Raw genomic sequence first — 24223 nt, 5'->3', positions numbered from 1 at the left:
AAAGCAAAAACAAATTTGCTCTGGTTTAATTATTTATTTTTGTCCTGTAATATGTATCGGATTTTCAGGACTAGTCAATAGAGATTACTTTGCTGCTGCTTTTTTAGCAAGTTTAGCGGCTTTCTTTTCAGCTTTAGCTGCTGCTTTTTGCTCTTCAGCTGTCAACGGCTTCGGTTCAGGAGCGCTGGCGTCTACATTACCTTTGATGTAGATTACGCTTCTGCTGTTAGCCGGGTCATTAGAGAAAACCTCAATCATTTTATTGAAAGGTCCGTTAAGAGTAGTATTATATCCTACTTTGATCTTAGCAGATTTTCCTGGCATGATCGGGTCCTGGCTGAACTCAGGAGTTGTACATCCGCAAGAAGGCTTTACATTGGAAAGGATCAAGGGTTTGTCACCTGTATTGGTTACTGTGAAAAATCTTGTACCGTCTGCACTTGGCTTGATTGTACCATAGTCAAATGTAGTTTTATCAAATGTAATAGTCTGTGCAGATGCCAATGCAAATGTTCCAAATAATGCAATTCCTGCAATTAATTTTTTCATATTCTTGAATGTTAATATGTTTGTTAGATAAATTTTGAGAAACAAAGTTAAAAATTATTTTAATTCATACTTAAAATTTTTTTTCTTTAGACTATTTTTGCAAATTGTAAGCAAAAGAAATAGAATTTTATGCAGATTTCAGAAAAGTACAATCCACAGGAAACTGAACAGAAATGGTACAACTTCTGGATGGAAAACAAATATTTCCATTCAGAACCTAATGAGAAACCACCATATACTGTGGTAATTCCTCCGCCAAACGTAACGGGGATATTACACATGGGACATATGCTGAACAATACCATTCAAGATGTTCTCGTCCGCCGTGCAAGAATGCAGGGCTTTAATGCCTGCTGGATTCCGGGCACAGATCACGCTTCAATTGCCACTGAAGCCAAAGTTGTTGCTAAACTGAAGTCTGAAGGGGTCAATAAATCAGATATTACCCGCGAAGAATTCTTAAAACATGCCTGGGAATGGACCGACAAATATGGAGGAACCATCCTTGAGCAGTTAAAAAAGTTGGGTTGCTCTTGTGATTGGGACAGAACACGTTTTACTCTGGAAGATAAAATGTCTCAGCAGGTGATCAAAAGCTTTGTAGATCTATATAATAAAGGATTGATCTACAGAGGATACAGAATGGTTAACTGGGATCCGGAAGCCAAAACCAATATCTCTGACGAAGAGGTAATATTTAAAGAGCAGAACGGAAAATTATATTTCCTGAAATATAAAATAGAAGGAACAGAAGAATTTCTTTCTGTTGCTACAACGCGTCCCGAAACTATTTTCGGGGATACCGCCGTATGTATCAACCCGAATGATGAAAGATATGCTCATCTGAAAGGCAAAAATGTAATCGTACCGATCGTCAACAGAGTGATCCCCATCATTGAAGATGACTATGTAGATATTGAATTTGGAACGGGTGCTTTGAAAATTACACCTGCCCATGATACCAATGACTACGAAATCGGACAGAAACATCAGTTGAAAATGATTGATGCTTTGGATGACGATGGAAATCTTAACGAGCATGGTTTACATTATGCTGGTAAAAATAGATTTGATGTAAGAAAGCAAATTGCAAAAGAATTAGAAGAGAAAGATCTTTTGTTGAAAGCAGAAGATTATGTGAATAAAGTAGGGACATCAGAAAGAACAGGGGCTGTTATCGAGCCTAAAGTTTCAGTTCAGTGGTTCCTGAAAATGTCTGAAATTGCTAAACCCGCTTTAGATGTAGTAATGGATGATGAGGTTAAATTCTATCCTGAGAAGTTTAAGAATACCTACAAACACTGGATGGAAAACATCCGTGACTGGAATATCTCCCGTCAGCTTTGGTGGGGACAGCAGATTCCTGCTTTCTACTATGGAGAGGGAGAAAATGATTTTGTAGTTGCAGAAAACATCGAAGACGCTTTAGTCTTGGCTAAAGAAAAAACAGGAAACCCGGATCTCGAAACATCGAATCTAAGACAAGATGAAGATGCTCTTGACACCTGGTTCTCATCATGGTTGTGGCCAATGTCTGTTTTCGATGGATTACTTGATCCTGAAAATAAAGATATCAATTATTATTATCCTACATCAGATTTGGTAACGGGTCCGGATATTATTTTCTTCTGGGTAGCCAGAATGATCATGGCCGGATTGGAATACAGAAAAGAAGTTCCATTCAAAAATGTTTATTTTACAGGTATTGTAAGAGATAAGCTAAGAAGAAAGATGTCTAAACAATTAGGAAACTCACCGGATCCTTTGGAGCTGATTTCTAAATATGGGGCAGACGGCGTTCGTGTAGGAAGTTTACTAAGTGCACCTGCAGGAAATGATCTGTTGTTTGATGAAGACCTGATGGTTCAGGGAAGAAACTTCATGACGAAAATCTGGAGTGCTTTCCGTTTGATCAACATGTGGAACCATGAAGACAAGCCTGCAAATTCTACAGAAACTCAGACTATAGAATGGTTTGAAAATCAATTAAACAAATCAATTGCTGAAATTAATGATCAATTTGATAAGTTTAGAATCTCAGATGCTTTACACTTAATTCAAAAATTAGTTAAAGACGATTTCTGTGGTTGGTATTTGGAAGCGATCAAGCCTAATTACGGAGAAGGAATTTCTAAGGAAGTTTATGACAGAACCGTTATTTTCTTTGAAGAGTTAATGAAACTGCTGCATCCGTTTATGCCTTTCCAATCCGAAGAAATCTGGCAGTTAATTTCTGAAAGAAACAGAGATGAAGCTTTGATTATTGCTCAGCAGAAAAAAGCGGAAGCATTTAACGAAGATATTATTAAAAACTTCGAAACGGCATCAGAAGTTATTTCAGGGGTTAGAAATTACCGTCAGACAAAAGGTATTTCTCCAAAAGAAGTGGTAGAAATTTATACAAACGCTTCAGAATTTGCAAATGGATCTGTAATTAAGAAATTGGGTAATGTTGCTGAAATTCATTTCGGTGAAAAAACAGATAAGCCAAGCTTTACATTCCTAGTTGGAGCGACTGAAGTTTCTATTCCTCTGAGCGATAATTTAGATTTAGGCGAAGAGAAAAAGAAGACAGAAGAAGAATTAGCCTATTTAAAAGGATTCCTTATTTCTGTTGACAAGAAGCTTTCCAATGAAAAATTTGTAGCCAATGCTAAACCTGAGGTTGTAGAGGTAGAACGCCAAAAACAGAAAGATGCTCAGGATAAAATTGTTATCTTAGAAGAGAAGCTGAAGAGTTTGTAAATTTAAAAGATAGATAATAAGTTTGTCGGAATGTCAGGCTGAGCACAGATTTTTATCTGTACTCAGCCTGACAGTTTAAATAATTAAGAATAAATGACACACCTAGAAAACATAAAAAAGCTGTTCTCAAAGAACTTCGTAGAAAGCCCTTTACTGGAAAGCTTTGAAGTTGGGAAACTCTACCTTTCAAGTGGAAAACTGGTTGCCTGTGATCCTTTGATCACCAATGATATGCAGCCTTTCACTACAGAATTTCCAAAGGGGAATTTTTCTGTTTTACTGCATAAAGAAAGAGAAAGCAACTGTGTAGCATATGCAGAGGTTATTTTTAGCAATACGGAAATCACAGAATGGGAAATGGCAGTTACTGCAGGACAAAATGTGAAAGATCTTGCTGATGAAGAGGTTTTTGGATATCCTGTAGAAAGCGGAATGGGATGCCTGATGGACGTAGATACTCAAACCAGTCTTAACGAACTTGAAAAAAGACTGTATCATAGCAAAGGCGCAGATTTCATGGGGATCTATGAAGAATTCTTTCATGAGTATTTCTTTGATGAAAAGGGAGCTATCGATCAATATGCATTCCTGAAACCGGCTGATGAGCATCCTGGTACCATTTTCGCGTTTGAAACTGGATATGGTGAAGGTTTTTATGCGAGCTACATTGCATACGATAAAGATCACAAGCCTGTGAAGATAATTACTGAATTTATTGAGATAAGTTAATTAAATTAGTTATTTTTGAAACTTAGTTTTCTGAATAGATTATATTAAACTAACATAAAACACCAATGAACTTCTCATCAGAACAACCCAAAATTATTGTTGTAGGCAGCTCTTCTATAGATCTGGTTTTAGAAACCGAAAAAATACCTCAGCCCAATGAAACGGTTTTGGCCGTTAATTCAGATAGCTATTTTGGAGGTAAAGGCGCCAATCAGGCGGTAGGAACCTCAAGATTGGGAGCCAGTGTTTATTTTATTGGCTGTGTAGGTATGGATCCTCTGGGGCAACAGATCATGCGGAATCTGGTAGGGGAAAACGTAAATGTAGGCTTTGTCCATGAGACGGATATGGAATCTACAGGTACAGCCTATGTAACTACCAGTCATGGGAATGCAGCTATTGTAGTGGTTCCTGCTGCTAATAAATGCCTGAGTATTCAGCATATAGAAGAAGCGGACCGGTATTTTCAGACGGTAGACCTTATTCTTGTTCAGCTTGAAGTAGCGATGGAGGTGGTAGAATATACCATAAGAAAAGCGAAAAAATACGGAAAAAAGGTAGGACTGTATGCTTCACCAGCTATGAAGGTGAGTAAAGGAATTATCGAAAACGTAGATTTTATTGTTGCAAAAAGTAGCGAACTTCATACCGTTTTCGGGGAAGAGAAGAGAGAAGAGATTCTAAAAAAATATGTCAACAAAGTTTTTGTAAGAGACGATACGAATTCGACGATCTATTTTGATGGAACCGAAATGAAGTATTACAGAAACGACAAAGACGAGACCGTTTACAAAATGGGAATGGGCGATGCCTTTATTTCAGGATTTGCCGTAGCACTCTGCCATGGAAATACAATTGAGGATTGTGTGAAATTCGGAAACGAGGTTTCTTCAAGGGTTTCCGGAGGGAAAGGGTCGCAGACCGGACTTCCCAGAATGTCGGATTTCTTTTCCTAAAGCTATTTGCCACATATCGAAAGTCAGAAACTTAACATAAAAATATAAGTAAAATCTCCACTTTTATAGTGGATTTTTTCTTTTTACACTATGGAAAAACTGGAACTCATTACAAAAGATCATGTATCTCTGTCGGTTCATCTTTTCAGGCCTGAAAAAAGCAATGGGAAACTGCTTCTGATCAACTCGGCAACGGGTGTCAAACAACAGATATATTTCTCATTCGCCCGTTTCTTTTCAGACCATGGCTTTACGGTACTTGCTTACGATTACAGGGGAATCGGACTTTCAAAACCGGATCAGATGAAAGGTTTTAAGGCCTCAATGAGGATCTGGGGCTCTGAAGACTACAAAACCCTTACACAATATATTAAAACTGAATTTTCGGAATATAAAAAGTACTGTCTGGGACATTCAGTCGGGGCATTGATCCTGGGAATGAATGAAGATTCTGAAATGTTTCACGAATTTGTTTTTGTGGGAACCCAGAATGCATTTGTGGGAAACCTGAAATTAGGGACAAGAATTGAAGCTTATCTTGGGTTCGGAATTGTTCAGCCTTTAACTACCGGATTATTAGGGTATTTTCCCGCCAATTGGTTTGGGCTTGGAGAAAGTCTTCCAAAAAATTGTGCATATGACTGGAGAACCTTAATTTTAAACAGGAAATCAACCAACAGATTGTTGGAGAAAATGGTTGACTATTCTAAAAATTTGACACAAAAAGTCTTTGTGATCCGGGCGGAAGACGATGCATGGCTGACTGAAAAAGGTGTATTAAGCCTTTTAAACAATACCTATCCTAACCTTAAACCTTCCTACAGGCTGGTGAAAACCTCTGAATCTGACAAAAGAGAGATCGGACACATCAATTTTTTTAGAAGTTATAATAAAAAACTCTGGAACATTATTTTAAACGAATTGACAGCTCAATGAAAAGTACGATCGAAAACACCGTAGAATTTGTAAAAGAAAAATTGGAAGGCGCTGAAGCCGGACACGACTGGTATCATATTGAAAGAGTATGGAAGCTTTCAAAAAAAATTGCAGTCACAGAAGACTGTAACCTGGAGGTTGTAGAACTTTCCGCGTTGTTGCATGATATTGCAGATCCCAAGTTTCACAACGGAGACGAAACCATAGCTCCCAGGATCGCAAGAGAATTTTTAGAAGGACAGCAGGTTTCGGAAGACGTCATAGAAAAGGTTTTATTTATCATTAAAAATATTTCGTTCAAGAACAGAGCTGAGGTTCCTGCCGAGCTGCCTGTCGAGCTTAAAATTGTACAGGATGCCGACCGTATTGATGCTATCGGTGCTATCGGAATCGGAAGGACATTCAATTTCGGAGGTTTTAAAAACAATCCTATGTATGATCCGGAAATCCAGCCCAGCCTGAATATGTCTAAAGATCAGTATAAAAAATCCAACGGAACCACCATTAATCATTTCTACGAAAAACTTCTGCTTTTGAAAGATCTTATGAATACTACGAAAGGGAAGGAGCTGGCACAGGAAAGACATGATTATATGCTGGGATTTCTTGATCAGTTTTTCAAAGAGTGGAATGTTGATTAAGACTTTTCCCGAAAAATCTTAAATCAGTATCTTTGCAGTATGGTATTTATCATTTTTGTTATCTTTTGGGCTTGTGTGCTTTCTCTGGTTTTGTCTAAAGTAAAATCGGGAAGGGTGGCAAAATGGGCAAAACTCTTCCGTATACTCACGGTAGTTTTTTCAATATCTACTTTTACATACTGGTTTATTAAAAAAAGCGCGGTAAGTTTTGTAGATAATTCTGTTGGACTGCAGGTCGTTAATAAACTTCCTCAGACCCTGGATTTTTATCTCATTAAAGTAGATAGCGCTAAACACGGAAATCTGGAACCTAAACATATTGGAAAAATACGTCCGGAATATTATAGGGTAGAATATCTTAAAATGGATAAGTCCGATGAATACTGGATCATAGGATATCTCGGAAAAAAAAATATGGTCTATTTCTCGCAGCATGCTGTACCCAACAAAAATATTGACCAGATCGTAGAAGTACAGAACTATATCAATCAAAGTGTAAAGCTCTCTGAGACTGCAAAAAAAGAAGTAGATGCTTATAATTATGAAAATGCAAAGCTGGGAATCTGGGTGTCTTTGGATTTTCTTCTTCTTTTCCTGAACCTGGTACTTATAGTCAGAAAAAATAAGCAATAAGCAATAATGAGCAATAAATAATTTTTAAACACAATCTAAAAATTATTTATTGCTCATTATGTATTACCTATGTATTATGGATAATCCAGGATCTGCATCACCTGCTCTTTAAATTCTTCAGGGCAGCTTTTGACCAATTTATCTTTATTCTGTTTACTGATCTGATGCGGTTCCAGCCATTCGGTGCGATTGGCGCTCAGACTGTGGTTATCGTAGACCCTTTTTATGGTATGATCTTCATAAAATGTATATTCATCACCGAGCCAATTACTGGCAATGCTGATTGTGCAAATTTTTTCTCCCATGACATTTTGTATTTTAGAAATGCCTGTCCCTATATGGGTGGCATATATCCTAAGGTACTAAATTTTTTCTATTAAAACAGCTTTTTAAAAGCCAGGATGAAAAGTGCACGGTATTTTAATAACCGCTAAAACAATGTACCATTATTATCTGAAGCCATCTGCGGAATGTGAATATCAGTTTTCCATTCCTCATTCATTTTTTTGATGAAATAGGCAGACAGTAGCGGAGATGCTTTTTCAAGATTCTGGTGCACAAAGAAATACACATTCTGAATACCTTCCTTTTTCCATTTGGTAAGATGGGCCAACCAATCGTCCAGCCTTTCATAGTCGCTTTCTGCATTGGCACCAACGTATCGTATAAATGCATTGGGAGTGGTAAGGCGCATATGAAGCATGTCTCTTCTTCCTGCAGTGTCTACAATAATGTTGGTGATATTGTGGGCTTCAAAAAGATCACAGGTTGTATTGAAAATTTCTTCGTCCGTAAACCATTCCGTATTCCTAAGTTCAATGGCAAGAGGAACTTCTTTGGGCCAGTCTTTAACAAATTTTTCCAGCCTGTCATAATCTTTAGGCTTAAAATTATCATGAAGCTGTAGAAAAGCCATACCCAGTTTTTCATCAAAGTTCATCACTGCCGATGCAAAGTGGGTCACCGGTTCAGTCACATCAATCAGTCTTCTGAAGTGAGAAACCGTATTGGTTATTTTGGGGAAGAACTTGAAATTTTCAGGTGTTTTTTCTTTCCAGACTGCGACCTGTTCGGGGGTAGGCATTCCATAAAAAGTAGCATTCAGTTCAATAGAATTAAACTGTGTGGCGTAATATGTCAATTCGTCTTTAGTTCCTTTAGGATAAAATCCTTTAAGATCGGTTTTATTCCATTTAGCACATCCTATGGAAATATTTTCCAGTCCTTTTTTATTTTGATTTAAAATTTCCTTAGTTCTGGAATGATCCTTAGGAAGTGTAAAATCTATTTTTGAAGGGTCTTCTACTTGTCCGAATTTCATATCTGGTATTTTTAGGATTAAACTAGTGTAACAAATATAAAACAAAAACCATAGATGATTCTACGGTTTTTGTTCAAAGTGCTATTTTAAAACAGGCTATTCTTTTATGATTTTTTTAGAAATTTCGGTTTTATCGGTTTTAATCTTTAATACATATATTCCATGAGGATAAGCGGAAAGATCAATTCGGACTAAATCCTGATTGAAGCTTTGCTGGAAAATAGCTCTTCCTTGCGCATCAAATATTTTTATATTCTTGATTTTATCTTCAGACTTTAACTGGATAAAATCCTTAACTGGATTTGGAGAAGCTATAATTTCAATCTTGTTACTTTTTGAATCGTTTGTTGCTAAGAAACTTCCACAATTGGTTGTAAATGTAATGTCAGGATACATACTCTGTACGTCATTTAACTGGGCATTATCCACACAAACAGAAAGGTTACTGCTATAATTCATAAAATCAAGTCCTTCTTCAATAGAGCTGTTTCTTATATTGGTAGAAGTAAGATTAGGCATGTTCCACAGAGTTAAATACTGAAAATTGGGAGAATTTGAAAAATTCAGATCAGTAATTTGGGGACAGTTATTAAAATAAGCATTTTTTAAATTGATATTTGCAGAAGTATTTATGCTTGATACTAAAGGTAAACTAGTTACCGTCAGATCTTCCAGATTGATATTATTGGAAACATTTACAGCTGGAAGTAAGCTGTTCTGAGCAAGTTCCAGTGACTTTAGAGCAACACATTCACTAGTATTTAAAGCATTAATTTCGGTGTTGTTTATCGTTAGATCCTGAAGCCCCGTACATTGTTGTAAATTTACCGTTTGCAATTCTGTAAATATTCCATCACTATTAAGGACATTGAAACCAATGGCTAACCTTTGCAGGCTTAAACAATTTTGTATATCCAATTCTTTTAAATGATTATTATTCCTAAAGACCAGGTTTGTTAAAACAGTACAGTTTTTGGCACTAATCTTTTGAAGATTATCGTTGCCCTGAGTATTGGATGTTTCAAATCTATCGGTTTTTAAAGTATGTAAATGAGCAAGGTTATTCACATTTACCCAATTCATGTAACCTGCAGAGCCTGTAATGTCGATGTTTTCCAGATTCTGTGCAGTGCTAAAGTTGACATTATTAGTGATCTTCTGATTGAAAGCTTTTAATATTTTAAGTTTTGGTAAGCCGGTAAGATTCAGAGATGTTACATCCCCAAAGTAGACCCCTGAAGTGGTAGAATAAGTATTTCTATTATAAAATGAACAGTCAAGTTCCTCAAGATTTACCAACCCGGCTGTTGAAAAATCAATAGTTGCTGTATTGAGTCCTTTAATTTTTTTAAGATTGCTGGCTCCATTAAGATTTACAGAAGAAAAATAGGCTCCATTGGTATTATAATGATCTGTATCCGCAATGATTTCCTGTAAATTAGTACAATTATTGGCAATCAATTCAATATTTTGGTTAATAGATATCCCTACAGAATAAGGGAGTCCTAAAACGGAAACTTTTGTTAAAGTATTTAAGTTTGGAACAGATATTTTCCCCAAAAATTGACAAGAATTGAATGTTAAGGTGTTGATATTCAAACTCTCAAGATAAAGTTCTTTAATGTCTTTAGAATTGATGATCATATTTCCGGTAAGTTGCGGGCAATTCTTAAATCTCAGGATTTTGCTAACAGGGGTAGCCATATTAATATCAGAGGCAAACTGATTGATGTCTTGTACCGCTGAACAATTATCAAAAGAAAAATCTACCGGAACTACCTGAGACATACCCGAACCATCTGCAAATTCACCTGTTCCTGTGTATAATACTTTTTTAATTTTAGTATGTCCAAGAAAACTAATGACTGCAGACTTCGTATGGTAAATATACAGCTCCTCCATGTTAGAGAAAAGCTTTGCATCGTCAACATTATCTGGGAGGTCGTTATATGCAACGGTTCCGTCCTTTTTGATAGTTAAAATTTTTACTTGCTGTGCTTCCGAAACCTGAATTTCTCCATCCCCGTTGGTGTCGACCGCAATAGGGTTTCCACTGATGTTTTTAGCAATATCGTTGCTTGTACTGGAGCTTAAGATTAAAGTCTTAAACTTTGAATCTGCAAAATTTAAATTTTGAGAGTAAGCCATAGAAAAACAGCTTACCGAGAGGGTAAGAATAATTTTTTTCATGAATGTGTTTTTATTAAAGTTCCAATTCCTATGAATTAGAACTAATCCTGCAAAAGTAAATTTTTTTTTTGAATTTCATTGTAAATTTTATTCATTGTTTGTATTTATATCATATACAGGGATTATATCCGGTAATATTTGTAATATTTTTTTGAGGTTTGTTGTTTCAAAATATAAAAAGTCCTTTTATTAAATAGGGTTTAGCGTTAGACAACAAAAACCATAGAAATTTCTATGGTTTTATGCTGTTTTATAGCTGAATTTGTTTTGTCGTCTTATTTTACACCCTGTGTTACCATTCTATTTGAAATAACAGGATAAATACAGCCTGAAGTTTTTAGATTAACCGTAATAGTAGCTGGAACAGATCGATAAGCGGTATCCCCGTAAGGTTCAATGATTTTCCCGTTTGAATCTTTTACTGTTCTTCCTTTTATCGTATAGGTCATTGTTGCGGTTCCTGTAAATCCACTTGAAGGAGTGAAGGTAACAATACCTGTAGATTTATTGTAAGACCATGTTCCTTGCGGAGTTACTTTTTTACGGTACAAGGTAAGGTCCGTATCATTGGTTTTTGTAAAACTGAAGGTTGAATAATCGATATTCGCATTGCTTGCAGTAGGTGGAGTAGTAATGCTGATTGCACCTTTATAAGCAATATCATTATTAAAAACAGGAATAACGACTGGCTGAAATTTACACGTAGAAGCTACATCATCACTGGCAACGGCCGCATAAGGAAGAGTAAGTTTCACATTTCGGATGATATGCTGCTGAAAAGCCGCTCCCGTGGCAGCTGCAAAACCAAGCTTAAGCACAGCCGGAACCGTTGCATCTAAGGTGTGAGAAGTAGCAGGTCCTTCCGTATCTGAAGTGTTAAAATCAGTTGTCTGCGGATTCGCGTTTTCAGTGTAAGGCACTGACGTTTTATAATGATAATAGTTGATAATATTGGTAGGTGTTCCGTTTTGAGTGGTCTGGATATCCACCTTTACATCAAAGCCATCCGTTGTAGTAGGGGTTGTGAAGTGCGGAATCAGGTCAAGGTATACCTTTCTGAATTCTCCGGCATTATTTCTAAGATCAAATATGGAAGAAAGGCTGTTGGAAGTTGCCAGATAGCTTCTGTCCGCTTGCAGGATTCTGCCCACAGTTCCTGAATTGCTTAAAGTAGATCGGGTAACCAAAACCGGATATCCCGTATATCCTAATCCTAGACCATTGGCATTAATCGCAGCTCCTCTTGCTCCTCTTAAAGTCACATGGCTTGCCGTCTGGCTCCAGGCAACTCCGGCAATACCATTGATTCTGGATTCACCCTGAAAACGCTTCGATTTGAAATTTCCGAACTCATCCAGAGCAATGCCCAGGTAAGCCTCTGATAGACCAGCTTTTCTTTGGCTTGCGTAGGTGTTCTGTGTTCTGTTGTACGCATATCCGATACCAGCACCCGGTGCTCCGATCGTAGGACTTGCTACCGAACCATCATAAAGGAAAAATGATAAACCATCACCATAAGCACCACCTAGTGGTGTTCCGTTTTTCATATCATATTCAAATTCAACATGAAGCCCGTTTACTGAAGTAAAAGTTCTTCCGTTGATAAACAATCCTCCAAACTGTCCTGAAGCCGCGGGAGTAAGTTGTACTCCTGTAGAAGTATGCGATGCATTTCCCTGTATGGTAAGTTCTGATGCTGAAGAAGCATTCATTAGTGAACTTGAATAGGAATAAAACCCGTAAATACTTGCTACTTCAGTACTGTCTGTCTGTGCATACAAGAAATTAGTAAGCAGTGAGAAAACCAGGCTCATCAGAGATAGCCCTTTAAAATTCTTTTTCATGGCTGCTTATTTTACGACAAATACGATGTTGATAAAAGATGCTGAAGTAGCATTTGATAAAACATCATAATTTAATACGCCCGTGTTGCTGATGCTGTTTATCTTAAAAACCGTAGCATCATAGCCCGTTACGTAATAGTGCAGATCTGTTGCATTGGGAAAAAACGGAATCGAGGCCGGAGCCGATGCACTTCTTGCATTTGCCGGAACATTCGAAAACTGATTTTTATACAAAGTGTACAGGTCTTTTGTCTGTCCTGCTGCAATCGTTGTCGTATCAAAAACCACACTTGGCATGTAGAAGAATTTAGCTACATACGGAGAAAGGCATACCCAGTCAGGAGTTGCCGGAGTACCTACGTTTTGGCTGATACATTTTTTGTTGGTATCAAAAATAACGAGTCCTGTAGCGGGGTTGGTAACCGATGAAAGATTGCTGATTCTTGGGAGTAAAACTCCTTTAGAAGTACTGGTAATATCTAAAATAGAGCTTTGATCAGGGGAGGATGTGTTAATGCCCACCTGTGCGGTAATGGAGCAGAAAGCCATTACCAAAATTAAAGTGATAATTTTGTGCATTTTCGAAATAATTTTTTTGTGTGTTTGTACTATTAACAAATTTCTTGCCAATAGAAAAATAATTGTTTAATATAAAGGTTTTGTGTGTTTTGTGTTTTAAATGATATTTGTTTATTATTAATTTTAATTAAAAGAAACAAATTGAGTTTAAATTCATCATTTGGTGATTTGTGTTTAACTATTTTGTGTGTTTTTATGTGTATTCATGCATTTAGGTTTTCTTTGATTTTGTTTTGTGTTTTTGCTAATTATTTATTTTTTAATAAAATTCCAAAATGCAATATTTTAATCAATTTCTTGTTTTTGGTTATAAATGTTTAATTTTTAAATGAATTAATGTTGGTTAAAAAATCATTCAGTTTGCCAATCTTAATTAAAATTTTAAACAAATGTATATAAAATTGCTTGATAATAATAAATAAAGATCTGTCGTACAGGTACTTGATTCACTGCTTAGGGAGTGGGCAGCCGATATTTTCAGTATCAATGAATGATTAACGGGAAAATAGATTTTTCAGACTCAAATGTTAAAATTGTGTTAAAGTTTAATCTAACAAAAAAAGCACGCCAAAAAGCGTGCTTTACTATGTTGATGTTTATTATTGATGGATATTATGCCTCACAAGCAGAACAGCTAACAAAATTAACCATCATTTCTTTAGAGACAGAAGAACTTCTTTGATAATAAAGTGTTTTTACACCTTTTTTCCAAGCCTCAATATAAAGGTAGTTAACATCTTTTACAGGCATTGTGGAAGGAATCTGTAGGTTCAGAGACTGGGCCTGGTCAATGTATTGCTGTCTTTGAGCAGCCTGAGAGATAATTTCCATTGGAGAAATCTCTTTAAATGTTTTAAATACTGCTTTCTCTTCGTCAGTAAGCTCTTTTAAATGCTGTACGGAACCGTGGTTTAGCATGATTGTTCTCCAGGTTTCCTCATTGTCAAGGCCTTTTTCTTCTAACAATTTCGCTAAGTATTTGTTCTTACGCATGAAGTTTCCTTTAGCAAGACCAGCTTTATAATAATTGGAAGCAAATGGCTCAATTCCGGGAGAAGTCTGTCCTAAGATCGCAGAACTTGAAGTGGTAGGAGCGATAGCCATTGTGGTGGTGTTTCTCAATCCGTAACCTTTCAATAGTTCCGGTTCACCATAAATATTGGCTAATTCTCTTGAAGCAGTTTCTGCCTGCTCTTTGATATGTCTGAAAGCTTTTGCATTGAACTGAGTCGCCTCAAAACTTTCAAACGGAATCATATTTTTCTGTAGATAAGAATGGTATCCTAAAACTCCCAATCCAAGCGCTCTGTGACGCAATGCGAAGTTTCTTGCTCCCTGAAGGTAATAGTTTCCTTCTGTTTTTTCGATAAATTCAGTTAAAACAGCATCCAGGAAATAAACCGCTAATTTTACAGCATCCGTATCTTTCCACTCGTCATACAGCTCCAAATTCATTGAGGACAGACAGCAGATGAAAGATTCTTCTCTCGTAGAAGGAAGCATGATTTCAGAGCAAAGGTTACTTGCATTCACAGTCATTCCTAAATCCTTATAAACCTGCGGCTTATTTCTGTTAACGTTATCGGTAAAGAAAATATAAGGAAGACCTTTCTGCTGGCGGCTTTCAAGAACTCTTGCCCAGATTTTACGTTTGTCCATATCACCGTCAATCATATCCTGCATCCAGTAATCAGGAACGCAGATCCCTGTAAATAAGTTCTGAATAGGACTTCCGATGTCTTTGATCGATAAGAATTCTTCAATATCACCATGGTCAACATCCAAATAAGCAGCAAAAGCACCTCTTCTTACGCCTCCTTGAGAAACCACATCCATTGCCGTATCGAATAATTTCATGAACGAAACCGCTCCTGAAGATTTTCCGTTATCTGTAACAGCAGTACCTCTGTTTCTAAGTTCTCCAAAATATCCTGAAGTTCCACCTCCGATCTTTGTCTGCATGATTACTTCACCCATTTTATGAGTAATGCCCTCAATGCTATCCGGGATGTGAACGTTGAAACAAGAGATAGGAAGACCTCTCTGTGTTCCCATGTTGGCCCAAACCGGAGAAGAGAAACTGATCCACCCTTTCACGATCATTTCTTTGAAAGCGGCTTGTAGTTCCGGCTTATATAATTTTTTTGCAGCAGCAGTGGTGATTCTGTCGATGGCTCCGTCTACCGTTTCCCCTTTTAACAGATATCCTCTGTTTAGCATCTGCTCAGACTCTTCATTGAGCCACCATATATTTGAATTTTGTTCTTCCATAGATGTTATATTTTCGAATTCCGGAGCAGTGTTATGCTCCGGAATTTTGTTGCTTTTTTATATTGATTGTAAAATTTCCACTTTGTGCGTACCGTTCAGTCCGCTTTCATCTCTTAATCGTTGAAACTCTTTAAAAGACGGTACATTTAAAACCTCATGCTGAACCTCTTCATTGATATAATTTGAATAATGTACAAAAGTAACCCCGTCTTCTTTTACATACACCTTATACTCAAATGTCTCCTGGTCCAGATTTTTAAAATCATCCAGAAACTTTTGGATATGGGTTTTGTTCTCTGAAACGTATTCAGGCTGTACGGTATAGGTTACAATTACATTGATCATTTTTTTTGTGCTTGAGAATTGTTTTGTTATTCTGAGGGGCGAAGGTGTTTTTATTAAGATGAAATGCTTCGGCTGGCTCAGTATGACATTGCTAATACTATATGTTTTGACGCTCGCTTCGCTCGCGCTCTACTTAAAACAAATCGTTCGCCGTAATACTCTTGTCGTGTTTTGTATAATCCACCGGTCTTTTAGCAAAGAAATCATCCATAGAATTGGCGAAAACTTCTTCTTCAAACCATTTCATTGGACGGTATTGTTCAGGAGAAACGTTGTAACGGGTTTCCATATCGATTTTCTTCAAACTGTCGTCTACACGGTATTTCATGAAGTTCAGAAGGTCTTCTTTTGAGAAAAAGCTTAATTCTCCTAATTCAAAGATCCAGTCCAAGATTTCGCTTTCCAGTTCAATAGACTGATCTACCAATGTGTAGATGTCCTCGATATCTGAATCTGTTAATAGATCCGGTTGTTCCTCACGGATTTTGTTGATCAGGTAGATCCCTGCATTAGCGTGGATTTGCTCATCGATAGAGGTCCATGCGATAATGTTGGAAACATTCTTCATATATCCTTTGAATCTTGTAAAAGAAAGTATGATCGCAAATTGTGAGAAAAGGGATACGTTTTCGATCAGAATACTGAATAATAAAAGAGAAGATACGTATTCTTTCGGTGTCGTAGAGTTGGCGTGTTTCAGAACGTTGGAAAGGAAGTCAATTCTCTTTTTTACGGCAGGAATTTCTATAACATTCGTAAATTCTTCATTATAACCTAACACCTCTACCAAACGGGAATAAGCTTCTGAATGACGGAATTCACATTCTGCAAAAGTAGCGCCCAGTCCATTGAATTCAGGTTTTGGTAAGTGATTGTATAGGTTTCCCCAGAATGTCTTTACAGACACCTCGATCTGTGCAATGGCTAAAAGCGCATTTTTCACAGCGTGTTTTTCGTTCGGCTCTAACTGCGAATGAAAATCCTGAACATCTGCAGTAAAATCCACTTCCGAATGCACCCAGAACGATTTGTTAATCGCCTCTACAAACTGAAGAACCTCAGGGTATTCAAATGGCTTGTAACTTACTCTCTTATCGAAAATTCCCATATTAAAATAGCTTTAAAATTAAATAATCAGCATCACTGTGGATAACTTGGAAGTAATGCTTAACTTCTTGTATGTTTGGTATTTACATCTGAAACATATTCACATTGATCAATGTCGGTTTCTTGTAAAGAACTAATGACAAAGTTCGAAAAAAAGAACTGATTTTGAAAGGGGTAAATACTAATTGGCTGAGTTTTAACTGTAAAAGTTTTCCACATTTACATGAAACCAGCACGGGTAATGGCTTACAGGGGGTTCGGGGTAAAAAATAAATGGAAAATAAGGCTTACAGTTAAACAAAAGTTTGTAATGTGCTTTGAATAAAGGTAAAATCAGTTAAACAATAAAATATTCGAATATATTATGGTTCTTGTAACAAATTGAAAATATCATCTACTTATAGGGGTATAAAACAAGCATCACTTAATGTTAGTAATTCAGGATTTACATAAGTCATACGATACGGGGAAAAGCAAGTTGCACGTTCTTAAGGGAATTAATCTTAATATTTCTGAGGGCGAGTTTGTTTCTATTATGGGGAGTTCCGGGTCCGGAAAGTCTACGCTTCTTAATATCATCGGTATTCTGGATGAAAAAGATTCTGGGACTTACGAGCTGGATAACGTTCCTATTGAACATTTATCTGAGGTGAAAGCTGCGGAATACAGAAGCAAATTCTTAGGCTTTATATTTCAGTCTTTTAATCTGATCAGTTATAAAACGGCTCTGGAAAATGTGGCGCTTCCTTTATACTATCAGAACGTTCCCAGAAAAGAGCGTAACAAGAAAGCGATGGAATATCTGGAGAAAGTAGGTCTTGCTCAATGGGCAGATCACTTACCCAACGAACTTTCCGGTGGACAAAAACAGAGGGTAGCAATCGCAAGAGCATTGATCACAGATCCAAAAGTAGTGCTTGCAGATGAGCCAACCGGAGCACTGGATTCAAAAACAACGCATGATATTATGAAACTTCTTCAGGATATCAATAACGAAGGAAGAACCATCATCGTTGTTACCCATGAACCTGACGTAGCTGCACAGACCAAAAGAAACGTAATCCTGAAAGACGGCATCATTGAGAGTGATGAGTTTATTAAGCAGATCGTTTTATAGAATGTGCTGATTTTTGAAAATTTGATAATAAGATAATTTGAAAATTTAGAGCCCAATTTTTTAATCTTTAAATTATTCAATCTTTAAATACCAATAAAAAATGTTTGACCTAGATCGGTGGCAGGAAATATTCAGTTCTATTCGCAGTAATGTATTGCGGACAGTGCTTTCGGGGTTTACAGTGGCTTTAGGGCTATTTATTTTTGTGGTTCTTTTCGGAATTGGAAAGGGGCTGCAGAATGCCTTTACCGAAGGTTTTGCAAGAGATGCACAGAACCTTATCACGATCTATACGGGTAAAACCACCATGGCCTATAAAGGACTTCAGTCTGACAGAACGGTCACGATGAATAATGACGACTACGATTTCCTGATCAATACAGATAAAGAAAAAGTAGGCGATGCCAGCCCGAGATACAGCACCAGTTTAATGGTGAAATATGGGAAAGAAAGTGGTACATACCAGGTAAACGGTGCAGAACCAGGAGAAAAGATCATTGAGAACAGGAAGATGCTCGATGGACGCTATCTTACCTCTATGGACCTGGTGAGAAAGCAAAATGTGGCCGTGATCGGAAGAATGGTTCAGCGTGACCTGATCAAGAATGGAAGTCCTGTGGGGAAAGACCTGAATATCAATGGAACCATGTTCAAAGTTGTAGGCGTGTTTTCTGATGATGGGGGAGACTGGGATGAAAGACATATTGCCGTTCCTATTACGACCCTTCAGCAAATGAAAAAAGGCTCTGATACCGTATCTACCGCATATATTGCCTATAACCCAAAACTGACCCCCGAAGAAGCCATAAAATATGGTGACGAACTTAAAGACAGGCTAAAGTCAAGAAAAAATGTAGCTCCTGACGATGAAAACGGAGTCCGTGTCTGGAATAATGCCAAAAACATGAACGAAACATTTCAGTTTATGGCGGTACTGACCATCATCGTAGGCTTTATTGGATTAGGAACTTTGTTGGCCGGAATTATCGGGATCAGTAATATCATGGTGTATATCGTAAAAGAAAGAACCAAAGAGATCGGTGTCCGTAAGGCTATCGGTGCCAAACCTAGGAGTATTGTAGCATTGATTGTACAGGAAAGTGTGGTGATCACAGTAGTTTCAGGTATTGTTGGAGTTGGAATTGGCGTTTTGGCGCTAAGTTTAATAGGAGACAGTCTTGAAGAATATTTCATCAAAAGCCCGAGTGTAGGTTGGGTGACAATCCTTATGGCATTTATCGCCTTGGTACTTTCAGGACTTATTGCAGGATTCGTTCCGGCATACAGAGCTTCGAGAATCAAACCGATAGAGGCATTAAGAACAGAATAATGATGGGCTTGTGATGATGGGAAATAAACTTATCAGTTTTATCATTCATCAATGATCAATTATATAGTATAAACTTATAACTCAAAGAAGTGAACATTTTATTTAAAAAAGATACTTGGCAGGAAATTTATTATTCATTGAGGAATAATAAGCTTCGTACGTTCCTTACCATGATTGGGGTAGGCTGGGGAATGTTTTTGTACGTGAGTCTTCTTGGAGCTGCAAAAGGGATGGAGAATGGTTTTGATAAACTATTTTCAGGTTTTGCGACCAATTCTATTTTTCTATGGGCTCAGAAAACCTCTATTCCCTTCGATGGATTTCCTAAAGGCAGACAGGTTCATCTTAATTTATCCGATATGGATATGCTGAAAAGAAAAGTGAGTGCTATAGATTATATCTCACCCCAAAATGCAAGAGGAAGCTTTACCGGAACCCCTGGCGAGTCTATGTCAAGAAACGGTAAAAATGGAACCTATTCTCTTACGGGAGATTATTCGGTGGGAAATAAGATTTCAGAAAAGAAACTCATTTTCGGACGGTACATCAATGATGCTGATGTTATGGGTAATAAGAATGTGGTGGTGATTGGAGAAGAGATTTACAAAAATTTCTTTGATGCCAAGAAAAAAGAAAACCCGGTAGGTAAACAGGTTAATATAAAAGGAATATTCTTTAATGTAATTGGTGTTTTCAGAGTCAAAAAAGGAGGTGGATTTGAAAATGATCAGACTGCGTTTATTCCGCTTTCCACCTATACCAAAATGTATAATGCCGGAGAGCAAATTGATATGTTTGCGATTGTAAGTAAGCCTAACGCTAACGTTAATGAAGTAGAGGAAGGTGTAAAACAGGTATTGAAAACCCAAAATAAAGTATCTCCTGAAGATACCAATGCCTTTGGAAGTTTCAATCTGGGTAAAGAATTTAAAAAACTGACAGGATTCCTTACGGGGATGCAGCTTTTAACCATTATCGTTGGAACGCTGACCATTCTTGCCGGAGTAATCGCCATATCGAATATCCTTCTGATCACTGTAAAAGAAAGAACAAAAGAAATCGGAATTCGGAGAGCTTTAGGAGCGAAACCTGCCGAAGTAAGAAATCAGATTCTTCTGGAAAGTGTTGTCATTACACTGTCCTCGGGGATTCTCGGGTTCATGTGTGGAATCTTTGTCCTTATTATTTTAAATGCAGTGACTCAGAACCAGGATGAATTTCCTTTCTACAATCCAACCGTAAACTACGCAAACGTATTTGGAGCCATGGCGGTAATGGTTGTTCTAGGTTTAATTATCGGAATGATCCCTGCACAGCGAGCAGTAAAGATCCGGCCAATTGAAGCCTTGAGATCAGAATAATCATTTGGTAATAGGTTGATGTAGTAATTTAAAAATAATGACAGATTTTTTTAATGTTTAAATTCTTAAATCATTAAATATTTAAATTAGTTGAAAAAACTTTAATAGTAAAAAATAAACTAGATATATGAAAAAGAAATTCACTTGGAAAAAAGCCATTTATATTGTACTGGGGCTTTTATTTGCAGTGGCATTGTTCCTCGGGATCGGGTATCTCGTGAAATCAAATTCTAAAGAGAGTGAAGCTTTCCTGACCAGAAAACCAAGCTACCAGAACATGGAAGACAAGGTAATGGCCACGGGAAAAATCGTTCCGAAAGAAGAAATTGAGATCAAGCCGAACATTGCGGGAATCATTGAGAAAATTTTGGTAGATGAAGGAGATAAGGTGACGGCAGGACAGCTGATTGCTACCGTGAGAATTATTCCTAATATTGCTGACGTTAACAACGCTCAGCAGGAAGTAGTGAACTCTCAGCTGCAGATCAGTAATGCCAAGCTGAATGTTGATAATATGCAGAAACAATATGCTATGCAGGAAAAGCTTTACAAACAGGGCGTGATTTCCAAGCAGGAATATTTAAACGCACAGCAGCAGTTGTTTACCCAACAGCAGACCCTTAGAAATGCTAACCAGCAGCTGGCTACGGCTCAAAAAAGGTTACAGATTGTAAAAACAGGTGCTACTCCTGAACTTCAGGGCCTTGCAACAACTCAGATCCGTTCCAAAGCAGCAGGTACCGTTCTTGAAGTTCCTGTAAAAGTAGGAAGCCAGGTGATTGAAGCCAACTCGTTCAACGCAGGGACTACGATTTGCTCCATTGCCGACCTTAATTCTTTGATCTTCCAGGGAGAAATAGACGAAGCTCAAGCAGGAAAGCTGAAGCAGGGAATGGATATGAAAATTGTGATCGGTGCCCTTCAGAACAAAACGTTCCCGGGAAAACTGACCATGATCGCTCCTAAAGGAAAAGACAACCTGGGAACCATAAAATTCCCGGTAGAAGGTGATGTAACCAATCCTAACAACGAATACATCAGAGCGGGATTCTCTGCCAACGGAGAGATTGTTCTGAAATCTGAAAAGAATGCTTTACTATTGGATGAATCACTGGTTCAGTATGAAAAGAAAAACGGGAAGGATACTCCTTTTGTGGAAGTGAAGCAGCCGGACGGGAAGTTCAAAAAAGTATATGTGAAGTTAGGGGCCAGCGACGGGATCAATGTACAGATCCTTTCAGGAATTACCAAAGACTCTGAAGTGAAAGTATGGAACCCATCTGATAAAGACAAAGAAGAGCTTAAAGAAAAGAAAAAATAGTAAACAATCACTATATATTTAAACTGTAAGATCCTGAGGAATTTTTTCTCAGGATTTTTTATTGGGCAATATGAGGTATAAAGATTTATCATAATGTCTATGCATCTCTAAAATGGAATTAATAAATTTGATATTAAAATAAAGACATGTGCAGGTACGCAAGGAAAACATATAAATCCCATTACATATGTTTTAAGTGTAGAAAATCATTTAAGCAAACCGATACAGATGATATTCTTTCAAGAATTAAAAAAGACAAAATCTATCATCAGCCGGATGGAACGATAAGAAATGTGGGCGATGTTTTTACAAAAGCTAAAAAAGAAGAACTGGATACATTGACAGAGGAGATAAACTCAAGACAGATCAAATGTCCCGAATGTGGAAATCTAATGGCAGACCTCGGAAGAGATTTTAAGGCACCAAAAAAAACGGCTGTCAAAGAATGGAACATCATAGAGGGTTTGTTTAAAATAGGAAAATGTTTTCATAGCTGTGGTTGTGACGGGATAGGCTATATTCCTCAAAACCCTAAAGATTATGAACAGTATTTAAGAAACGCTTTACAAGAATACGAAAACTATATAATCAGTGGCCAGAATAAAACAGGTGAAGAATTTCCTGATAGGCGGGAATATATTAATTTTTGGGCAGAAAAGATTTCCAGTATTAAAGCAGAAATGATTCTGCAAAAATTTGTAGTAACTTAATACCACCCTCTATGAAGAAAAACTATCTGATTCTCCTTTTCTTTGTCATCATAAAATTCATCCTTCAGTATTCCCTGGTCAGTCCGGAATACGAACTGCACAGAGATGAATATCTGCACCTTGATCAGGGTAATCACCTTGCCTGGGGATACCTTTCTGTGCCTCCTGTGAATTCATGGCTGGCCTGGCTGATAAAACTGGCAGGAGATTCCGTCTTTTGGGTTAAATTTTTTCCCGCACTCTTCGGGGCATTAACTATTGTCGTCGTCTGGAAGATTATTGAAGAGCTTCAGGGAAATTTATATGCTAAAATTCTGGCTTCAACGGGGATTCTGCTTTCGGTGCTTCTTCGTCTCAATATGCTTTTTCAGCCGACTTCTCTGGAAGTGCTTCTCTGGACATTGATGTATTATGTGCTGATCAGGTATTTTAATTCTGAAAAAGTGAAATGGCTTTATGCAGCAGCCGTGATCTTGGGAATAGGTTTTCTGAATAAATATAATATTGTCTTTTCTGTGTTGGGAATTATTCCCGCCATTCTATTGACAAAACAAAGGAAAATCTTTCTCCAACCCCATCTTTACGGTGCGGGATTATTAGCCATATTGATTATGCTGCCCAATTTGCTGTGGCAATACAATAACCATTTTCCTGTTATCCACCATATGAAAGAACTGGCAGAACGCCAGCTTGTTCATGTTGATCGGTTTGATTTCTTTAAATCCCAGATTCTTTTCTTTATAGGTTCGGTTTTTGTGATCATAGCGGGATTCTATGCTCTGCTGTTTTATAAGCCGTTTGAGAAATTCAGGTTTTTCTTTTGGGTGTATGTAGTGACAATAGCTCTGTTTGTATTTTTCAAGGCTAAAGATTATTACGCCATCGGTCTCTATCCTGTATTTATAGCATTCGGGTCTGTTTTTCTCGATCATATTCTTGAGAATGGCTGGAAGAGATTTCTTAAACCAGTCTGCATTCTCATACCTGTTCTTTTGTTTCTGCCTTTGTATCAGGTCGCTTTTCCCAATAAAAGTCCTGAGTACATTGTCAGTCATCCTGAGAAGTATAAAAAAATGGGACTGTTGCGTTGGGAAGATGGAAAAGATCATCCGTTGCCTCAGGATTTTGCGGATATGCAGGGCTGGAAAGAACTTGCTTTGAAAGTAGATCAGGAATATTCCAGGTTATCCAAATCCGGACGTACCTTGGTACTCTGCGATAATTATGGACAGGCAGGAGCTATTAATTATTATTCAAAGAAAGGAGTAGAAGCTGTTTCCTTTAATGCAGATTATATCAATTGGTTTGACCTGAATAAAAAGTATGAGAACCTCATTCGCGTCAAAGAATTTTCTAAAGATGAAGATGAACTGAAAGAAACAGGTCCTTATTTTAAAAACTCCAAAGCTGCTGATTCCATTGTGAATAAATTTGCCAGGGAAAAAGGAACGACCATCTTCAGTTTTGAAGGTGCTAAAATTGATATCAATAAGAAGATTCAAAATGAAATTGATGAAATGAAATGGTAACATTAACAC

At 37.3% G+C, this 24223-nt stretch carries 21 protein-coding genes; 12 read left to right on the top strand and 9 right to left on the bottom strand.

The features are described from left to right. Positions 1 to 84 precede the first annotated feature (84 nt). On the bottom strand, positions 85 to 549 hold the full coding sequence (locus NZD88_RS18655) for a DUF1573 domain-containing protein (protein ID WP_034729320.1): 465 nt from the start codon (positions 547 to 549) through the stop codon (positions 85 to 87). A 129-nt stretch (positions 550 to 678) separates the two neighbouring features. Between NZD88_RS18655 and NZD88_RS18650 the strand changes: the two genes are divergently transcribed. The 6 genes from NZD88_RS18650 (at position 679) to NZD88_RS18625 (ending at position 7189) form a co-directional block, all read left to right on the top strand. Further along, positions 679 to 3294, top strand: a complete 2616-nt coding sequence (locus NZD88_RS18650) for a valine--tRNA ligase (RefSeq protein WP_259831127.1) — start codon at positions 679 to 681, stop codon at positions 3292 to 3294. A 93-nt stretch (positions 3295 to 3387) separates the two neighbouring features. Further along, entirely contained in the window at positions 3388 to 4023 is a 636-nt protein-coding gene (locus NZD88_RS18645) for a DUF4241 domain-containing protein (RefSeq protein WP_259831125.1), read from the top strand. Between the two features lie 65 nt (positions 4024 to 4088). Beyond that, a complete protein-coding gene (locus NZD88_RS18640; RefSeq protein ID WP_259831123.1) occupies positions 4089 to 4979 on the top strand; it encodes a ribokinase in 891 nt (296 codons plus the stop codon). 90 nt (positions 4980 to 5069) lie between these two features. Beyond that, on the top strand, positions 5070 to 5915 hold the full coding sequence (locus NZD88_RS18635) for an alpha/beta hydrolase family protein (protein WP_259831121.1): 846 nt from the start codon (positions 5070 to 5072) through the stop codon (positions 5913 to 5915). Next, a complete protein-coding gene (locus tag NZD88_RS18630) occupies positions 5912 to 6556 on the top strand; it encodes an HD domain-containing protein (RefSeq protein WP_259831118.1) in 645 nt (214 codons plus the stop codon). Before NZD88_RS18635 ends, NZD88_RS18630 begins: the two co-directional genes overlap by 4 nt. 39 nt (positions 6557 to 6595) lie before the next feature. Next, positions 6596 to 7189 carry a hypothetical protein gene (locus NZD88_RS18625; protein WP_259831116.1) on the top strand — a complete coding sequence of 198 codons (594 nt, stop codon included), beginning with the start codon at positions 6596 to 6598 and terminating at the stop codon, positions 7187 to 7189. 74 nt (positions 7190 to 7263) lie between these two features. Here the strand turns inward: NZD88_RS18625 and NZD88_RS18620 are convergent, their stop codons facing one another. From NZD88_RS18620 to NZD88_RS18585, 8 genes are all read right to left on the bottom strand, one after another. Beyond that, complete coding sequence (locus NZD88_RS18620) at positions 7264 to 7494, bottom strand: hypothetical protein (protein WP_169234965.1); 231 nt, start codon at positions 7492 to 7494, stop codon at positions 7264 to 7266. A gap of 125 nt (positions 7495 to 7619) precedes the next feature. Then, positions 7620 to 8510: a DUF72 domain-containing protein gene (locus NZD88_RS18615; RefSeq protein ID WP_169234966.1), complete on the bottom strand. Its 891-nt coding sequence runs from the start codon at positions 8508 to 8510 to the stop codon at positions 7620 to 7622. Positions 8511 to 8606: 96 nt separating this feature from the next. Further along, entirely contained in the window at positions 8607 to 10700 is a 2094-nt protein-coding gene (locus tag NZD88_RS18610; RefSeq protein ID WP_259831115.1) for a T9SS type A sorting domain-containing protein, read from the bottom strand. A 275-nt stretch (positions 10701 to 10975) separates the two neighbouring features. Next, on the bottom strand, positions 10976 to 12544 hold the full coding sequence (locus tag NZD88_RS18605) for a hypothetical protein (RefSeq protein ID WP_259831114.1): 1569 nt from the start codon (positions 12542 to 12544) through the stop codon (positions 10976 to 10978). A gap of 6 nt (positions 12545 to 12550) precedes the next feature. Beyond that, positions 12551 to 13123: a hypothetical protein gene (locus NZD88_RS18600; protein ID WP_259831113.1), complete on the bottom strand. Its 573-nt coding sequence runs from the start codon at positions 13121 to 13123 to the stop codon at positions 12551 to 12553. Positions 13124 to 13735: 612 nt separating this feature from the next. Further along, positions 13736 to 15403: a ribonucleoside-diphosphate reductase subunit alpha gene (locus NZD88_RS18595; RefSeq protein ID WP_259831131.1), complete on the bottom strand. Its 1668-nt coding sequence runs from the start codon at positions 15401 to 15403 to the stop codon at positions 13736 to 13738. A gap of 48 nt (positions 15404 to 15451) precedes the next feature. Further along, a complete protein-coding gene (locus tag NZD88_RS18590) occupies positions 15452 to 15739 on the bottom strand; it encodes a hypothetical protein (RefSeq protein ID WP_259831111.1) in 288 nt (95 codons plus the stop codon). 133 nt (positions 15740 to 15872) lie between these two features. After that, positions 15873 to 16847 carry a ribonucleotide-diphosphate reductase subunit beta gene (locus NZD88_RS18585; RefSeq protein WP_259831110.1) on the bottom strand — a complete coding sequence of 325 codons (975 nt, stop codon included), beginning with the start codon at positions 16845 to 16847 and terminating at the stop codon, positions 15873 to 15875. A 426-nt stretch (positions 16848 to 17273) separates the two neighbouring features. Here NZD88_RS18585 and NZD88_RS18580 point away from each other — a divergent pair, with 426 nt between their 5' ends. From NZD88_RS18580 to NZD88_RS18555, 6 genes are all read left to right on the top strand, one after another. Continuing rightward, on the top strand, positions 17274 to 17963 hold the full coding sequence (locus NZD88_RS18580; protein ID WP_047449905.1) for an ABC transporter ATP-binding protein: 690 nt from the start codon (positions 17274 to 17276) through the stop codon (positions 17961 to 17963). A 100-nt stretch (positions 17964 to 18063) separates the two neighbouring features. Continuing rightward, a complete protein-coding gene (locus tag NZD88_RS18575) occupies positions 18064 to 19293 on the top strand; it encodes an ABC transporter permease (protein ID WP_169234973.1) in 1230 nt (409 codons plus the stop codon). 89 nt (positions 19294 to 19382) lie between these two features. Beyond that, positions 19383 to 20654 (top strand): ABC transporter permease, encoded by a 1272-nt coding sequence (locus NZD88_RS18570; RefSeq protein WP_259831108.1) that lies wholly within the window; start codon positions 19383 to 19385, stop codon positions 20652 to 20654. Between the two features lie 127 nt (positions 20655 to 20781). After that, positions 20782 to 21975, top strand: a complete 1194-nt coding sequence (locus NZD88_RS18565; RefSeq protein ID WP_259831107.1) for an efflux RND transporter periplasmic adaptor subunit — start codon at positions 20782 to 20784, stop codon at positions 21973 to 21975. A gap of 146 nt (positions 21976 to 22121) precedes the next feature. Then, a complete protein-coding gene (locus NZD88_RS18560) occupies positions 22122 to 22685 on the top strand; it encodes a hypothetical protein (protein WP_259831106.1) in 564 nt (187 codons plus the stop codon). Positions 22686 to 22696: 11 nt separating this feature from the next. Then, positions 22697 to 24214: a glycosyltransferase family 39 protein gene (locus tag NZD88_RS18555; RefSeq protein ID WP_259831105.1), complete on the top strand. Its 1518-nt coding sequence runs from the start codon at positions 22697 to 22699 to the stop codon at positions 24212 to 24214. The last annotated feature ends 9 nt before the right edge of the window (positions 24215 to 24223 follow it).

This window comes from Chryseobacterium pyrolae, assembly GCF_025153485.1.
GTDB lineage: Bacteria > Bacteroidota > Bacteroidia > Flavobacteriales > Weeksellaceae > Chryseobacterium > Chryseobacterium antibioticum.
The sequence above is the reverse complement of the archived record's forward strand: the minus strand, read 5'-3'. Positions and strand labels throughout refer to the sequence as shown.

What these genes read in the sequence shown, in the direction of transcription:
- NZD88_RS18655 (WP_034729320.1), bottom strand. Translation starts at nt 549, where the DNA reads ATGAAAAAATTAATTGCAGGAATTGCATTATTTGGAACATTTGCATTG.
- NZD88_RS18650 (WP_259831127.1), top strand. Translation starts at nt 679, where the DNA reads ATGCAGATTTCAGAAAAGTACAATCCACAGGAAACTGAACAGAAATGG.
- NZD88_RS18645 (WP_259831125.1), top strand. Translation starts at nt 3,388, where the DNA reads ATGACACACCTAGAAAACATAAAAAAGCTGTTCTCAAAGAACTTCGTA.
- NZD88_RS18640 (WP_259831123.1), top strand. Translation starts at nt 4,089, where the DNA reads ATGAACTTCTCATCAGAACAACCCAAAATTATTGTTGTAGGCAGCTCT.
- NZD88_RS18635 (WP_259831121.1), top strand. Translation starts at nt 5,070, where the DNA reads ATGGAAAAACTGGAACTCATTACAAAAGATCATGTATCTCTGTCGGTT.
- NZD88_RS18630 (WP_259831118.1), top strand. Translation starts at nt 5,912, where the DNA reads ATGAAAAGTACGATCGAAAACACCGTAGAATTTGTAAAAGAAAAATTG.
- NZD88_RS18625 (WP_259831116.1), top strand. Translation starts at nt 6,596, where the DNA reads ATGGTATTTATCATTTTTGTTATCTTTTGGGCTTGTGTGCTTTCTCTG.
- NZD88_RS18620 (WP_169234965.1), bottom strand. Translation starts at nt 7,494, where the DNA reads ATGGGAGAAAAAATTTGCACAATCAGCATTGCCAGTAATTGGCTCGGT.
- NZD88_RS18615 (WP_169234966.1), bottom strand. Translation starts at nt 8,510, where the DNA reads ATGAAATTCGGACAAGTAGAAGACCCTTCAAAAATAGATTTTACACTT.
- NZD88_RS18610 (WP_259831115.1), bottom strand. Translation starts at nt 10,700, where the DNA reads ATGAAAAAAATTATTCTTACCCTCTCGGTAAGCTGTTTTTCTATGGCT.
- NZD88_RS18605 (WP_259831114.1), bottom strand. Translation starts at nt 12,544, where the DNA reads ATGAAAAAGAATTTTAAAGGGCTATCTCTGATGAGCCTGGTTTTCTCA.
- NZD88_RS18600 (WP_259831113.1), bottom strand. Translation starts at nt 13,123, where the DNA reads ATGCACAAAATTATCACTTTAATTTTGGTAATGGCTTTCTGCTCCATT.
- NZD88_RS18590 (WP_259831111.1), bottom strand. Translation starts at nt 15,739, where the DNA reads ATGATCAATGTAATTGTAACCTATACCGTACAGCCTGAATACGTTTCA.
- NZD88_RS18585 (WP_259831110.1), bottom strand. Translation starts at nt 16,847, where the DNA reads ATGGGAATTTTCGATAAGAGAGTAAGTTACAAGCCATTTGAATACCCT.
- NZD88_RS18580 (WP_047449905.1), top strand. Translation starts at nt 17,274, where the DNA reads ATGTTAGTAATTCAGGATTTACATAAGTCATACGATACGGGGAAAAGC.
- NZD88_RS18575 (WP_169234973.1), top strand. Translation starts at nt 18,064, where the DNA reads ATGTTTGACCTAGATCGGTGGCAGGAAATATTCAGTTCTATTCGCAGT.
- NZD88_RS18565 (WP_259831107.1), top strand. Translation starts at nt 20,782, where the DNA reads ATGAAAAAGAAATTCACTTGGAAAAAAGCCATTTATATTGTACTGGGG.
- NZD88_RS18560 (WP_259831106.1), top strand. Translation starts at nt 22,122, where the DNA reads ATGTGCAGGTACGCAAGGAAAACATATAAATCCCATTACATATGTTTT.
- NZD88_RS18555 (WP_259831105.1), top strand. Translation starts at nt 22,697, where the DNA reads ATGAAGAAAAACTATCTGATTCTCCTTTTCTTTGTCATCATAAAATTC.